The 14,341-nt window shown below is 51.7% G+C and carries 14 protein-coding genes; 12 read left to right on the top strand and 2 right to left on the bottom strand.

Annotated features, from left to right (window positions below):
• Positions 1 to 220: 220 nt before the first annotated feature.
• The 4 genes from H7A51_05000 (at position 221) to H7A51_04985 (ending at position 3,814) form a co-directional block, all read left to right on the top strand.
• Positions 221 to 2,023, top strand: coding sequence for a hypothetical protein (locus tag H7A51_05000; protein ID MCP5535580.1), 1,803 nt, complete (start codon positions 221 to 223; stop codon positions 2,021 to 2,023).
• Positions 2,024 to 2,030: 7 nt separating this feature from the next.
• A complete protein-coding gene (locus H7A51_04995) occupies positions 2,031 to 2,600 on the top strand; it encodes a hypothetical protein (GenBank protein MCP5535579.1) in 570 nt (189 codons plus the stop codon).
• 229 nt (positions 2,601 to 2,829) lie between these two features.
• A complete protein-coding gene (locus H7A51_04990; GenBank protein MCP5535578.1) occupies positions 2,830 to 3,447 on the top strand; it encodes a hypothetical protein in 618 nt (205 codons plus the stop codon).
• Positions 3,448 to 3,469: 22 nt separating this feature from the next.
• Positions 3,470 to 3,814 carry a hypothetical protein gene (locus H7A51_04985; protein ID MCP5535577.1) on the top strand — a complete coding sequence of 115 codons (345 nt, stop codon included), beginning with the start codon at positions 3,470 to 3,472 and terminating at the stop codon, positions 3,812 to 3,814.
• 130 nt (positions 3,815 to 3,944) lie between these two features.
• Here the strand turns inward: H7A51_04985 and H7A51_04980 are convergent, their stop codons facing one another.
• Both H7A51_04980 and H7A51_04975 read right to left on the bottom strand, forming a co-directional pair.
• A complete protein-coding gene (locus H7A51_04980) occupies positions 3,945 to 5,174 on the bottom strand; it encodes an IS4 family transposase (protein ID MCP5535576.1) in 1,230 nt (409 codons plus the stop codon).
• A 693-nt stretch (positions 5,175 to 5,867) separates the two neighbouring features.
• On the bottom strand, positions 5,868 to 6,248 hold the full coding sequence (locus H7A51_04975; protein MCP5535575.1) for a helix-turn-helix transcriptional regulator: 381 nt from the start codon (positions 6,246 to 6,248) through the stop codon (positions 5,868 to 5,870).
• Positions 6,249 to 6,583: 335 nt separating this feature from the next.
• Here H7A51_04975 and H7A51_04970 point away from each other — a divergent pair, with 335 nt between their 5' ends.
• From H7A51_04970 to H7A51_04935, 8 genes are all read left to right on the top strand, one after another.
• Positions 6,584 to 8,512 (top strand): RHS repeat-associated core domain-containing protein, encoded by a 1,929-nt coding sequence (locus H7A51_04970; GenBank protein MCP5535574.1) that lies wholly within the window; start codon positions 6,584 to 6,586, stop codon positions 8,510 to 8,512.
• A complete protein-coding gene (locus tag H7A51_04965; GenBank protein MCP5535573.1) occupies positions 8,505 to 9,056 on the top strand; it encodes a hypothetical protein in 552 nt (183 codons plus the stop codon). Before H7A51_04970 ends, H7A51_04965 begins: the two co-directional genes overlap by 8 nt.
• A 198-nt stretch (positions 9,057 to 9,254) precedes the next feature.
• Positions 9,255 to 10,427: an IS256 family transposase gene (locus H7A51_04960; protein MCP5535572.1), complete on the top strand. Its 1,173-nt coding sequence runs from the start codon at positions 9,255 to 9,257 to the stop codon at positions 10,425 to 10,427.
• A gap of 208 nt (positions 10,428 to 10,635) precedes the next feature.
• Complete coding sequence (locus H7A51_04955) at positions 10,636 to 11,091, top strand: transposase (protein ID MCP5535571.1); 456 nt, start codon at positions 10,636 to 10,638, stop codon at positions 11,089 to 11,091.
• Positions 11,092 to 11,096: 5 nt separating this feature from the next.
• Entirely contained in the window at positions 11,097 to 11,519 is a 423-nt protein-coding gene (locus tag H7A51_04950) for an ankyrin repeat domain-containing protein (GenBank protein MCP5535570.1), read from the top strand.
• A 295-nt stretch (positions 11,520 to 11,814) separates the two neighbouring features.
• The gene (locus H7A51_04945) at positions 11,815 to 12,183 is read left to right on the top strand and encodes a hypothetical protein (GenBank protein ID MCP5535569.1); all 369 of its coding nucleotides are present in this window, start codon (positions 11,815 to 11,817) and stop codon (positions 12,181 to 12,183) included.
• 4 nt (positions 12,184 to 12,187) lie between these two features.
• Positions 12,188 to 12,541 carry an IS66 family insertion sequence element accessory protein TnpB gene (gene tnpB, locus H7A51_04940; GenBank protein MCP5535568.1) on the top strand — a complete coding sequence of 118 codons (354 nt, stop codon included), beginning with the start codon at positions 12,188 to 12,190 and terminating at the stop codon, positions 12,539 to 12,541.
• Positions 12,542 to 12,591: 50 nt separating this feature from the next.
• Positions 12,592 to 14,148, top strand: coding sequence for an IS66 family transposase (locus tag H7A51_04935; protein ID MCP5535567.1), 1,557 nt, complete (start codon positions 12,592 to 12,594; stop codon positions 14,146 to 14,148).
• Positions 14,149 to 14,341: the final 193 nt, after the last annotated feature.

Genomic DNA, 14,341 nt, shown 5'->3' with positions numbered 1-14,341 from the left:
GCAGTTCGAGCGCACAGCGCAAGCCTCGTGCATCACGGGTTCTCGATGATCAGGAATCCGGAGGAGGATTCCTGCACACTGGCACAGACCGAGCGGGCGAGGTCAATCCTGTCTCCCCGACCATTTTCCTCTGGAAAATGCACCCTACTCGCGAAGCGAGTCTAAGGATGAGAACGCAGTTCGAGCGCACAGCGCAAGCCTCGTGCATCACGGGTTCTCGATGATCAGGAATCCGGAGGAGGATTCCCGCACCCTCGACCGTTACCAGGACGGCCTGCTGCGCCCGCTTTCCACGGAAATCGCCGGAGAATACACAACCGCCTACGGCTATGACGCGGCAAACCGCCTCGCCTCCGTATGGCACCAGCCCGCGCTGGATGCCACCACCAAGGCCCCGGCAGGAGCCGCCGACTTTGCCTACACCTACGAGCCGGACAGCTACGGGCTCGTCAAGGCCGTCACCCGTACCGGCGGCCACACCGTCGCCAACACATGGGAGGAAGACCGCAACGTCCTGCTCGGCAGGAACAACCACACCGGCACACCCGCCAGCCCGGTTTCCAAGTATGACTACGAGATCCTGTCAAACGGCAACCCGACCGGCAAGGGGGCCAACAGCATTGGTCAACGCACCAGTCTCATCACCAGCGGTAGCGCCTTCGCCACCGCGCCCGCCTACACATGGAGCTACAACGGGGCGGGCGAGCTCACCGAGGCTGACGACACCTCCAGTTCCAACAACGACCGCGCCTTCCAGTACGATGCCATCGGCAACCGGGAAAAGACGGTCAACGGACTCGCCGACACACTGGGCGCTGCCCCGGTAAACTACGTGGCCAACAGCCTGAACCAGTACACCACCGCCAACGGCGTCGCCCTGCCGACCACACCGGCCCCCGCACCCTATGATGAAGACGGCAACATGACCCGTGGTCCGCTCCCGGCATCTGACGCAGGAACCCACGCTACCCTGGTCTGGGACGCAGAGAACCGCCTGGTATCGGCCACAGTCACTAAAAACACCGTCACCACCACGACCAACTACAGCTACGACGCCCAGTCACGCCGCACGGTCAAGCAGGTTGTCGGTGGCAGCGCCACCCTCTACATCCACGACGGCTGGAACCTTATTGCCGAATATTCTGGCACTACACTCACAAAGACCTATACTTGGGGTATGGATTTGTCAGGTTCCATGCAAGGAGCGGGGGGAGTCGGCGGACTTCTCGCCGTCAAAGAGGGCAGTGCAAGCTACTACCCGACGTTCGATGGCAATGGCAATGTCAGTGAGTATCTTGACAGTAACAACGTTGTGCAGGCGCACTACGAGTACGACGCCTTTGGTAACACGCTTGTTGCCACCGGGCCGAAGAAAGACGACTTCGCCCATAGGTTTTCCAACAAGTACCACGACGCCGAGACCGGCCTCTACTACTACGGTTACAGATACTATGATCCCACCACAGGGCGCTGGCCATCCAGAGATCCGATTCGAGAAGCGGGAGGACCAAATTTGTATGGGTTCGTAGGAAATTGCGTTGTAAACAAGTTTGACTATTTGGGATTAGAAAGTCTTTGTGACACGTGTGAAAAAGGGAAAAAACTTGGCGAAGCTGATGAAGGAGTTAAGACCTTGATTGATCGCATGAAGGAGAAGGGATGTAAGCTCCCCACTGTCAAATGTAGGTGTAAGGAAAAAGGTGAAAAAGGAGGAGGACATTTCGACCACGTGACGAATGCTATAGCTCTCTTCTGTAATAGCGTTGCTGGCTCTAATTATTTTAAGCTTTTAACAATTCACGAGTATGCGCATGCATACGATAGTTGCTTCGGTTTGAAGGCAACTGATTGCGCAAAAAGGGCGTGCCTGGAGATAAGAGCATATAAGTTTGCACAATGCGCGGGTTTAAAAGATCCAGTAAAGAAAGAGGAATGCGTTAGAAAGGGTGCGGAAGAATCGGTTGGACACTATTGTCGGAATGCAAGCGGATGGGTGAAAAGCGCATGGAAAAATTGTTATTGAACTCTCTATGAAATCAATTCACGTCATAATATTGTCTTTTTATTTGGTGCAATTCGCTGCCTGCGGAACCTTTCAAGTAAAGGTGGAATCAATAACAAAAGAAGGTAGATTTTACAATTGGACAATTCAAGTCGAATGTATATCGGATGAATTTAATACCTATTATGTCCATAGGCCAGACCAGTGGGGAAAGACCTCATTTTATAGTAAATACAATGGCAAGCCTATCAAGAGTACGAATACTTTACTTGTATCACCTCTTTTATATAAAGGAATCATATTCAAGAACGGTGATAAGTTCAAATTTAAATATAAATCTGAAGCAAAAGATGGAGCATTGATTTTCCCTAACTTAGGGGATGTGTTGCCAATTTATAAAAACAAATCCAAAGTTAAAGTTTCATTACGTCTATGGATTTCTGATTTTAGATCGGGAAAATGTAAAATAGAGTATATAGAGTCTGGATGGGTTGATTTAAATTTTCCGTTTAAGCTGTCGGTCCCTCCTAAAGCTAAAGCTGACAACAATGAACAAATATTACCTAAGCTAGATCCTCTCCCGGAGAGGGGTCAGTGAGTTGTGAAGATAGAAAAATGAAGCGAAAAATCAGACCGGTCCTGAGAGGGGTCAGTCCGTAAAATAAATATCTCAACTAAATCATCACCATTACCAGCGTGCCAATACTGAAACAAAAACGCAAACAGATGACCTTCCTCATATTCATCATACCTATGTCAACACTAGCTCAATATAGTAGAAACTGCTTCAGATTTGATCTGAATCTATCCATAACACGAAAAGAAATATGTTTAAACCATCCATCTTTATTTATTTAATACTGTTAGTGTTAACCGATGTTACCCACGCATATTACGATCCTGCGTCAGGGAGATTTGTTAATAGAGATTCTCAGGAAGAGGATGGAGGGACGAATCTGTATTCGTTTGTTAGGAACGATAGTGTAAACAAAACAGACTATTTGGGATGGGAAGAATGGGATAGGAGTAATAAGGGGGAGTGGAAACTTGAATGGGAGTATATCTCAAGCGGTGGTTGTTATTGTGTGCAGCCTGTAGAGGGGTTGCAACATATCAATGAATACGTAAAATGTGGAGATGTTACGGGAAGTGCTGTACGCGTAATTGATGTAATAGTCGTAGGTGTTAAGCAGGGTGATTTGTGGCAAGAGATAAGACAAGTAGACAAAGGTTTGGAACTAGATGAAGAGATAGAGATGTCAGTAGCACTAACCAAAGAGGCTGAAGACGATGCTAAGACCGCTTGTGAGAGGTTGTCGGAACAAACTGGAAAAAAATGTGATACATACGAGGAGGACACTTTCAAGGAGACATATGTGTTAGTAGGCCCGGCGCAGTTGTATGATTCGCCTGACGGCATGAGATGGACGGAACGGGGAAGGTAGCCACTATAGATATAGAGTTACTATGAATAATCATATTATGCTTTTGGCTATTGTGTTGTTATCCTCTGGTGTTAGTGAGGCAATCGATGATAGTTATATCGAAAAAATAACCTCTGCTTTAATTGTTCACAGAGATTTGACCGGTAATAAGCAGCATAAATTTATTTCGCTATATAGGAGCAAGGAAGACGCTGGTGATATGCACCATCAAAAGTTATTTTTTCGTTTGAATCAGACACGCCCTTTAACTGTGAGATACGAGAAAGCCGTAATGTTCAGAACTCGCGAGAGTTGGAATGTAGCATGGGTCAGAAACGGGGTGTTTCGGTATGAGCGAAAAGAATATGAATTCACAGTCATCCCATAGCCCTCGAATGAGGGGCTACGAGCGTTGATATTACGTTGGTTTTTGGCTGATTCGGCAATTTTGTTTTTTCAACTTTGAGTGCTCATCCGCTTGGTTCCGGGCTTTGACGTCCGTGTGCTGTCCCACAGTTTCATGGTGCGAAACCTGGTAGATACGAGGTTTCGCAGGCCGCTCGCATTCGATAGTGACCACCTGCTGTCCCATAGGATTTGAGCAAGGTCGTTAGGTCGATGCGATCCCATACCACGCCTCTGACCATCGCAAGGAGCCTTGAAAAACTGTGTGCCCAGTCCACCATCTGCCCCTGGAAGCGCATCAGGATGTAGAGCAGCAGGGCCGCCCATAATTGCCAGCGGATGGCGTGCTTGCTGTGGCCGAGGAAGTCACAGACTTGCAGCGTCTGCTTGATTTGTTTGAAAAAGACCTCAATGCCCCAGCGTGCCTGGTAGAGCTCGCCGACGGTGCTGGCCGCCCAGTCCGTGTTGTTGGTTATGAAAACCATTACCACTTCCTTGCCGTCAACGGTGACGATCATTTCGACCCGGCGCAGCAGGACTGGGTATTGTTTTTTACTCTTCGGGGTCTTCAGCAGGATGAGGTCGTCACGCAGGATGTTGCCGCTGCGCTTGCGCAGGAGCTTTTTGCGCACGGTATAGGACATGTTATCCTTGGCGCGCGTCACCCAGAAGACGCCTCGCAGGGCAAGGTTGTAGAGGTGGGTGAAGTTGATGTAGGCCTTGTCAAACAAGGCGATCTCGCCCTCCTGGAGGTGGGCGCAGAGTTCAGGAGCGCGGGTGTCGTCGTGATGACTGGCCTCTTCAATAACGGCATACCCCGGTAGAAAGCTCTGGAGGTTGAGGCGCAGGTGCAGCTTGGCGGCGGCCTTGCGGCGGCGGTGTTTTGCCCAGCTCATGCAGTTGGCCACCAGCGCGATGGTGGAAGAGTCCACGGCGTGGATAGCTCTCTTGAATCTTCTGGGCACACCCTTGTAGCGTATGCCGAAGCCTCCCGGCATCAGCCCGTCGAGGTGACGGAGCGTTCCCCAGAAGAGATCCTCCATCATGTCACTGTTGCGGTTCCTGTTAGCGTGGGAGAGTGTGTTGCGGGCGGGGGCGACGGCTCCCCGGAGACTGCCGAGCCAGCGCGAATGAATGCGAAGGGTATCGCAGACATCGTTGAGTCCGATGGAGTGGGTGAGCTGGGCAAAGAGCAGGCTGACGACGTGGCTCCATGCCGTGAAGGCGCGTGCCTGCTTGTCGATGCCGTGCTTGCAGGCAAGTTTGGGGACGAGGTGTGGCGGTATGAGCTTGCAGAGCTGGGTTAGCACTGGCAGCCTGGCTTTGGTTGGTTTGTTTTTCATCAGGCCGATCCTGAGTGGGATCGGCCGCCAGCCACACTAAAATTGTCCATTCTTATGGGATGGCTGTGATATGAATTAACAACTTTCATGGCTGCAATGGGGAAAAAATCGAAAAAAGTGTTAAAGCAAAATTGACAAAGTAGCTTGGAATACAAAATGTATGAATGGTTAGAGAATAGGAGGTAGGCTGATGAACTGTAATATATAGACATTGAGAAAATGAAACGAAAAACTACATTAACCATGTTAGGTCTGCTGATGTTAGTCCTAGGGTTTACGGAGTCAGCCCATGAAAAGAATAACTCAACCAAAGCATCACCATAACCAGCGTGCCAACAATGAAGAAAAAACGAATGAATGGGCTTCTTGTTACTCGGTCAGCTTACCAATACAGAGTGGCAACGAAGATACGCAAAACTTACTCCAGATCATCCAGCCCCGTTTTTGCCATTGCTTCGCCACCAACACGCATCTTTTGATGTAATGCCTTTCACCTCATCTACCCGACTGGCCAAGGAAACGCCACCACCGCACACGATCCCATGTCCCGGAGCAACCAGATTCACCATCCCAAGCATCTTTCAGCCAGATAAACCTTACGAACCCCAGTCAGGCCAGCGACCCAATCAAGCTATGTCGATGAGGGGAATATATGCACTCAAACACGGTGTCAAAGAAAGCCACCAGGGATTCTTAACCATTACAGGAGAGAATTTCCAATAGGATTTGTTTATCGCCGCTGTTGGGATGCCTCTTTCTATTTTCCAACTGTGACCACCAAAATCCGTGTTTTTTGACGAGGCTTGCAGCTTTTTTCATTCGATAGCCCATTTTCATTCTGAAACGCTTCATTAGGCCGGGGAGGTCAGCGTTAGTATGTGGCAGAGCGTCTGCTCCAAGAATGTCATGGATCCTCTTGAGCTTTGATATGTCCGGATATCTCGTTCCGGTTTCCCAGCGCCCGACCGTCTCCCGGTTAACTCGTAATATTTCGGCGAGCTTCGACCGGCTCAACCCCGTCCGGTTTCTTGCAGCACGGAAGCGGGCAGGGAAGTCCCGAGCTAGTGTATTCATAGTCTCAGAGTCGTTTCTGAATCCACTGAAACAAAGTTGCAAAATGTCACCACATACAGACCATTTTCCTCTGGAAAATGCACCCTACTCGCGAAGCGAGTCTAAGGATGAGAACGCAGTTCGAGCGCACAGCGCAAGCCTCGTGCATCACGGGTTCTCGATGATCAGGAATCCGGAGGAGGATTCCTGCACCCTGGCACAGACCGAGCGGGCGAGGTCAATCCTGTCTCCCCGACCATTTTCCTCTGGAAAATGCACCCTACTCGCGAAGCGAGTCTAAGGATGAGAACGCAGTTCGAGCGCACAGCGCAAGCCTCGTGCATCACGGGTTCTCGATGATCAGGAATCCGGAGGAGGATACCCGCACCCTCGACCGCCATCACGATGACTTGCTGCGCCCGCTTTCCACGGAAATCGCCGGAGAATACACAACCGCCTACGGCTATGACGCGGCAAACCGCCTCGCCTCCGTATGGCACCAGCCCGCGCTGGATGCCACCACCAAGGCCCCGGCAGGAGCCGCCGACTTTGCCTACACCTACGAGCCGGACAGCTACGGGCTCGTCAAGGCCGTCACCCGTACCGGCGGCCACACCGTCGCCAACACATGGGAGGAAGACCGCAACGTCCTGCTCGGCAGGAACAACCACACCGGCACACCCGCCAGCCCGGTTTCCAAGTATGACTACGAGATCCTGTCAAACGGCAACCCGACCGGCAAGGGGGCCAACAGCATTGGTCAACGCACCAGTCTCATCACCAGCGGTAGCGCCTTCGCCACCGCGCCCGCCTACACATGGAGCTACAACGGGGCGGGCGAGCTCACCGAGGCTGACGACACCTCCAGTTCCAACAACGACCGCGCCTTCCAGTACGATGCCATCGGCAACCGGGAAAAGACGGTCAACGGACTCGCCGACACACTGGGCGCTGCCCCGGTAAACTACGTGGCCAACAGCCTGAACCAGTACACCACCGCCAACGGCGTCGCCCTGCCGACCACACCGGCCCCCGCACCCTATGATGAAGACGGCAACATGACCCGTGGTCCGCTCCCGGCATCTGACGCAGGAACCCACGCTACCCTGGTCTGGGACGCAGAGAACCGCCTGGTATCGGCCACAGTCACTAAAAACACCGTCACCACCACGACCAACTACAGCTACGACGCCCAGTCACGCCGCACGGTCAAGCAGGTTGTCGGTGGCAGCGCCACCCTCTACATCCACGACGGCTGGAACCTTATTGCCGAATATTCTGGCACTACACTCACAAAGACCTATACTTGGGGTATGGATTTGTCAGGTTCCATGCAAGGAGCGGGGGGAGTCGGCGGACTTCTCGCCGTCAAAGAGGGCAGTGCAAGCTACTACCCGACGTTCGATGGCAATGGCAATGTCAGTGAGTATCTTGACAGTAACAACGTTGTGCAGGCGCACTACGAGTACGACGCCTTTGGTAACACGCTTGTTGCCACCGGGCCGAAGAAAGACGACTTCGCCCATAGGTTTTCCAACAAGTACCACGACGCCGAGACCGGCCTCTACTACTACGGATACAGATACTACGATCCGGTTACGGGGAGGTGGATCAATCGCGACCCGATTCAAGAGAGAGGAGGCCTAAACCTTTATGGGTTCGTAGAAAATGATTCTACAAATCAAGTAGATGTGTTAGGGAATATTGGTTTGGATACTATTCTAAACGTATATGTAGGGTCTATTGAACTATTTTTAAGTTTGGGCTGGGAAGGGCAGGCAGCGAGGGAGGCTGAAGTCCTTTACAGAAGACTCGCATTTGGTGGTCTTTTAGGGGGTAAACCATTTGCATCAAAAATGATGCGGAGATGGCTGAATAACGGTGGAGATTATCAAATGACCAAACAAGAGGCGTCCAAATATGTAAGAGACAAACTGGTTAAGAGCATGTTTTTTGACAAAGTTCAAGCAGATGGAGACGGTAAGAATGGCGAGCATGTTTCAAAAGCAGGTATTAATGTTTGGCCTCATGATCGTGATTTGTTCTTCGCCATGAATGCTGGTTTCATAGATTTCGAAGGTTGTATTGTGTGGGAAGGAGGAAAACCAACGGCCGCTATAGGAACTTTCAATATCCGAGACAGGTATGATTGGAATCCAGGAGAAAAAGTTACAATTGGAGGAGTCGATATTAAAGACGATTGGGCTCTTTTAGTTGAAAAACATCGCGGGGCAGCATCCTTTGATATTAAAGGGAAAATGAAAGGAGGAATAATAAATGAATAAAAAATTAGTGATGTTTCTATTCATTATGGGAACTTTAATCTCTCAAGTCGTAGGAAAAGAAGAGCGTTTTAAGATAATTAACCTGACCTTAAAAGATCTTGAAAAGCCAATTCAAATAGGTGACGATAAACTACATATTCGATTGTATTCTTCGGATGGAGGAAAGCCTGGTACAACCCAGATCACCTGTGTAGTTTTGTTGAACCAGCAAAAAATAGAGAACGATGAGAATTTACTGCGCCATCAGTTTTTTGAAAAACAAACGATACCACATTACTATCAATTAGAGCTTACAAGCGGGGAAAAGTATTGGTTGAATTTCATCAAAGATAGCAGAAATTTTAGGAGGTATACTCAGCTTGTTTATAAGCCTGAAATGCATGACAGATGTAATCTTCAACTCTATTTTAAGGATTTTAACAAAAACGGGAAAGATGAGCATTTAACAATTAATATTGATATGAATGGCTTTGACTGGTCTAGCAAAAAATCTAGAAGAGGTAATAGTAAAGAACCAAAAATTCGACCTCGAAGAGGAGGTTAGAAACGAAGAGGAGGTTAGAAAATGGTAGTGTAAATATTTGTCTGTAAAAGCTGCTATACCCTGACCCCGCCGCAACGGCAGGCGATGGAGCGTAGCGGAATCGGCTGCCGTTGCGGCGGCGCGCCATCCCCCCTCAGGGGTTGCCAGCGTCCGCCCAATGCTTTTGAATGAAGGTTCTAACACAACCAAACAAAAGCAATGAACGAACAGACACATCCTAGCCATAACGACGAAATCATCAACCTTCTTCTCGCCGACGGACTCGAAAACAGTCTCTCAAAGATCGCTGAACTCCTCATGAACACCGCCATGCTGCTTGAGCGCATCCACCACATCGGAGCCGCCCCCTATGAAAGGGACGCCGTTGAGCGCAATGGATATGCCAACGGTTTCAAGCCGAGGTCCTTCCAGACTGCCGTAGGCAAAATCAACCTGCAGGTTCCCCAGGTTCGTGACAGTGACACGACATTCCGCACCTCACTGCTTGAGAAGGGTTCGCGCAGTGACCGATCACTCAAGGCCGCCATCGCCACCATGTATGTGCAGGGAGTCAGTACACGCCGTGTCACCCAGGTCATGAAGGGACTTTGCGGCTTTGACGTTTCATCAGCACAGGTCTCCAAGCTCACCTCTGAGCTTGATGCCGAGTTCAAAAAATGGCGTTCACGCCCTCTACCCGAAGTCGCCTATCTGCTGCTCGACGCCACCTACTACAAGGTCCGCATCGACGGCACTGTAAGGGATTGCGCCACCTTGAAAGCCATCGGGGTGAGACGTGACGACGGCAAACGCATGATCCTTGGCGTCTCCTGCGCCCTCTCCGAGGCAGAGATTCATTGGCGAGAGTTCCTGACCGACCTCAAGGAGCGCGGCATCGGCATTCCCGACATGATCACATCCGATGCACACACAGGTCTCAGGGCAGCCCTCAAAGCCACGTTCAATGCCAGTCCGTGGCAACGCTGCCAGTTCCACCTTCAGCAGAACGCCCAGAACTACATCACCAAACAGCACCTCAAAAGCAAGGTCGCGGCAGATCTGCGAGCCGTTTTCAATGCAGACAGTCGGGAGCACGCAGAAGAACGCCTCAAGGACTTCGTCAACACTTATCGCAAAGACCAGCCAAAGCTCGCAGCCTGGGCCGAAGAGAACATTCCTGAAGGTTTTGCCGTGTTTACCTTGCCTGAGGCACATCGCAAGCGCTTGCGCACATCCAATGCCTGCGAAACACTCAACAGCCAGATCAAACGCCGCACTCGGGTCGTCGGACTCTTTCCAAACGAAGACTCGCTACTGCGGCTCGTGACCGCTGTATTGGTCGAAATCTCCGAGACTTGGGAAACAGGAAAATCCTACCTCAAGCTCAACTAACAAAAAAACAAACAGAAACAAAAACCGAATCTTCAACAAAAGCCATCAGCCACTTTTACAGAAAAAACATTGCGCGGCCTAGAAAATGGGGTCAGCAACTGTCTTTTTAGTAAGAGAGGGGTCAGTTGGCATGAAAGGAAGTAGCGAAGGACTCCGATAGCTGCGATAATGGTAGTGAAGGACTAACAACCCCCTTCGCACAGAAACCATGAACCAGCAAAACTACTACAGCATGGGCATTGACGCGCATAAGCGTTTTTGCGGCCAAGTCCACGTCCTTGACCCGCACGGAGAAACCGTCTGGAAGGGACGCATCAACAACGAAGACTACGGAACATTCACCGATATTGTTAGAGGTCTTGACCTGCCCTGCAAGGCGGTGTTCGAGAGTTCGACGAACTGGCACGTCCTCTACGATTTACTCGGAGCCATCGAGGGCGTGGAAGAGGTAATGATGGCACACCCCCTGAAAGTGAAAATGATCTGCGCCGCCCACCTCAAGAACGACAAGGTTGACGCCCACCGCCTTGCGATGCTGCTGCGTCTTGACATGGTGCCCTGCGCCCACGCCACAGGCCCTGAAGCACGCTCCATCAAGGAGCTTGTCCGCCAGCGAGCCTCCTGGGTGGGAATGCAGACAAGGATGCGGAGATCCAGTAGATGAACATGATGAAAGCGTGTATTATAGCATATATTCTTGTGAGCACCTTTGTGCTTTTACTATCTTGCGGGAAGGGGGGAGTTTCATCATTCGAGCAAGCGGAAATAGCTCTTTCTGAAGCGAATATTCCCGAACTAAAAAAAATTATTACTCGCGACCCTAAAGTTGTTCGCCAGAGAAGATCATACGATCAAGCTACATTGCTTCATCAGGCATGTTCGGCTGGGTATCACCCAGTAAATGAAAAAATCATTCGCATTCTTGTTTCAAATGGAGCAGGTGTGAATGTTAAGGACGATCTGGGCAGAACTCCAGTTCACTGGATTATGTATTACGGTGACAATGGTGAGAAATTATTACCATATTTTGTCAAGCATGGTGCGGAGGTACAAATTACCGATGTGTATGGGAAAAAACCCGAAGATTACTAGAGAGATAACATTCAACCATAGCACTATGTAAACCGCATGCCAACTTGGATGAAAATACACTTTATTGAGCTTCTTGTTTACGTGAGGTCATACTTTGAGCATGCGCCTATCAAAGCGTCCTCAGGCCATTCACAGATAGCCAGGACAGAGACGACCGATAGCGTCGCAAACAAAGCCAGGGGGCGTGTTCACAACAAGTGGGCATGCCCCCTGCATCAAAAAACGGTAAGCGGTCGATGAAGAGCCCTCACTCAAATCTCCTCTGAGGTCGGAAGATGGTGTAAGTGTCATAGCTATGGAATCTATCACACTTATTGAAAACGACGTTCCCCTGATCCCGATCACCACAGACGAGCTAGGGCGTATGCGCCTCAGTCCGGAACACAAAGAAGCCCTGCTCGACGCCTTTGAACGCAGCTCGATGAGCGGACTGGGATTCGCCCGCAAGTATGGGCTGACCTACCCGACCTTCGCCTCTTGGGTTCGCAAACGCAAGGAGGCGAAGCAGGCCCGGCCTGCTCTTGACTCACTGGTGGAAATTACACCGGCCGCCTCACCCGCAGCAGGCCTGGTCGTTGAACTCGGTGGTGGAAACCGCATCCACCTTGCCGACGCCAGCCAGGTGCCGCTGGCCGCCGCCCTGATCAAAACCCTGACTCGCTAGAACAATGCTCACCTTCAACAGCGGCCTCAAAATCTACCTCGCCACCGAACCCTGCGACATGCGCAAGAGCTTCAACGGGCTCTCCGTCGTCGTGCAAAACAAACTCCGTGCCGATCCCCAAAGCGGAGCCGCCTTCCTCTTCACCAACAAACGCCGCAACCTCATCAAGATCCTCCATTGGGACGGAAGTGGCTTGTGGGTTCTCTCCAAGCGACTTGAAAAGGGACGCTACAGCTGGCCAAAACAAAGCCACAGCAAGCACGGGAAAATCAGCCTTGAAGCCACCGCCCTTGCCATGCTCACCGACGGCATCGACCTGCGCGACGGATGCAAACGCGCATGGTATGAAAAGCCGTAAAAAATCGCAAATGTTAGAAAGAAAGCATCACCTGGTGACGTTGTTAGTATGTGACCCGGACGGAGGAGGACAAAGACAGAATCATCGCCTCACAGCGTGAGCTGATAGAAAGCCAGCGCGAGCAAATCGCCCTGCTTGAAAAAAAGGTCGACCATCTCATCCGCATCATCTACGGCAGCAAAAGCGAAAAGCTCGACCCCGCCCAGCTTGAACTCCTTCTCGACCCCGACGCGGCAAAAAAGCCCTGCGCCGCCGACGGCGAAGAGGACGCACCGGCGGCTGACAACACCGAAGAACTCAAGAGCGAACTCAAGCCCGTCCGCGAGCGCAAGCCCCGCGAACCCCGGCTGCCCGCCAACCTCCCCACCGTTGAGGAAGTCATCATCCCCGATGAAGTCCGGGCCAACCCGGGGGATTACCGCCGCATAGGCCAGCGCACCAGCGAGCGGCTCGATGTCGAACCCGGCCGCTACACCCGCCGACTCATCATCCGGCCCACCTACGTCAAAAAGAACGAGGCCATACCCAGCATCCACACCGCGCCCCTGCCGCCCACCGTCCTCGAAGGCAGCATCCTCACCCCCTCGCTGCTGGCCCACATCGTCACCGGCAAATACTGCGACCACCTCCCGCTCTACCGGCAGGAGCAAATCATGTCGCGTCGCCACGGCATCAACATCCCCCGCAACACCATGAGCCACTGGATGGAAGTCGGCGCAGACCTCCTCCAGCCCCTCTGGAAACTCCTCGTCAGCGACCTCCGGAAAAGCAGCTACGTCAAGGCCGATGAAACCCCCATCGACTACCTCAGCCCCGGACACGGCAGTACAAGAAAAGGCTACCTCTGGCTCTACCAGAACCCCGCGCACAACACCATCGTCTACGACTGGCAGACAGGCCGTGACTCCAGCTGCCTCGCCGCCATCCTCGGCAACGCAGACGAAAAAGATACTTTCAGAGGCATCCTCCAAAGTGACGGCCACGGTGCCTACAACAAATGGTCCGGCGACAACGAAGGCATCACCCAGTCGGGGTGCTGGACACACGCCCGTCGCAAATTTTACGACAACCTGGAGGAAGACCCCCTGCTTGCGGCAAAGATCCTGCGCCTCATCCAGCAACTCTACCGGATCGAGGAAAAATACAAGGACTCGGCTCCCGAAGTCCGCAAATACTACCGACGACGGCAAAGCCGCCCGATCACTAAACGCCTCCACCACCTCATCACCAAAGTTAAAAACAAACACCTGCCCAAAAGCGGCCTGGGTGGGGCGGCGGCGTATGCACTGAACCAGTGGAGCAAACTCATCGTCTACCTTCACCACGGGGAGGTTCACATCGACAACAACTCCGTCGAACGCGGCGTGCGTCCCACAAAAATAGGCATCAAGAACTGGCTCTTCATCGGAGGCGAGGAAACCGGCTGGCGCAGTGCCGTGCTCTACACCATGGTTGAAAACTGCCGCATCCTCGGCAAAGACCCCTACGCGTATTTGAAATGGGTCTTTGAAAAACTCCTGACCACGACCAACAAGGACGACCTACACAAACTCCTCCCCGCCGCATGGGTGCGGACCGCAACTCAGGAAAACGCAGCCGCTGCTTGAACGCGGCTATTGGGAAAAATTAAAAGTGTGACACATATCACACTTTCATCGTGAATATCAAGCCTACTCAGAAGGCTCTTCACGGATCGCTTACAAAAAACGACTATCGAGAGTCCTCTGCCATGCCTGAGAAAATCCAAAGGACCACACGAAAAAATGCCCCTGCCGTCGTACTCGAAAAACACAGTACAAC

Source organism: Akkermansiaceae bacterium (genome assembly GCA_024233115.1).
GTDB lineage: Bacteria > Verrucomicrobiota > Verrucomicrobiia > Verrucomicrobiales > Akkermansiaceae > Oceaniferula.
The sequence above is the reverse complement of the archived record's forward strand: the minus strand, read 5'-3'. Positions and strand labels throughout refer to the sequence as shown.

Coding starts and splice junctions, on each gene's coding strand:
- H7A51_05000 (MCP5535580.1), top strand. CDS start 221: ATGATCAGGAATCCGGAGGAGGATTCCCGCACCCTCGACCGTTACCAG.
- H7A51_04995 (MCP5535579.1), top strand. CDS start 2,031: ATGAAATCAATTCACGTCATAATATTGTCTTTTTATTTGGTGCAATTC.
- H7A51_04990 (MCP5535578.1), top strand. CDS start 2,830: ATGTTTAAACCATCCATCTTTATTTATTTAATACTGTTAGTGTTAACC.
- H7A51_04985 (MCP5535577.1), top strand. CDS start 3,470: ATGAATAATCATATTATGCTTTTGGCTATTGTGTTGTTATCCTCTGGT.
- H7A51_04980 (MCP5535576.1), bottom strand. CDS start 5,174: ATGAAAAACAAACCAACCAAAGCCAGGCTGCCAGTGCTAACCCAGCTC.
- H7A51_04975 (MCP5535575.1), bottom strand. CDS start 6,248: ATGAATACACTAGCTCGGGACTTCCCTGCCCGCTTCCGTGCTGCAAGA.
- H7A51_04970 (MCP5535574.1), top strand. CDS start 6,584: ATGATCAGGAATCCGGAGGAGGATACCCGCACCCTCGACCGCCATCAC.
- H7A51_04965 (MCP5535573.1), top strand. CDS start 8,505: ATGAATAAAAAATTAGTGATGTTTCTATTCATTATGGGAACTTTAATC.
- H7A51_04960 (MCP5535572.1), top strand. CDS start 9,255: ATGAACGAACAGACACATCCTAGCCATAACGACGAAATCATCAACCTT.
- H7A51_04955 (MCP5535571.1), top strand. CDS start 10,636: ATGAACCAGCAAAACTACTACAGCATGGGCATTGACGCGCATAAGCGT.
- H7A51_04950 (MCP5535570.1), top strand. CDS start 11,097: ATGAAAGCGTGTATTATAGCATATATTCTTGTGAGCACCTTTGTGCTT.
- H7A51_04945 (MCP5535569.1), top strand. CDS start 11,815: ATGGAATCTATCACACTTATTGAAAACGACGTTCCCCTGATCCCGATC.
- tnpB (MCP5535568.1), top strand. CDS start 12,188: ATGCTCACCTTCAACAGCGGCCTCAAAATCTACCTCGCCACCGAACCC.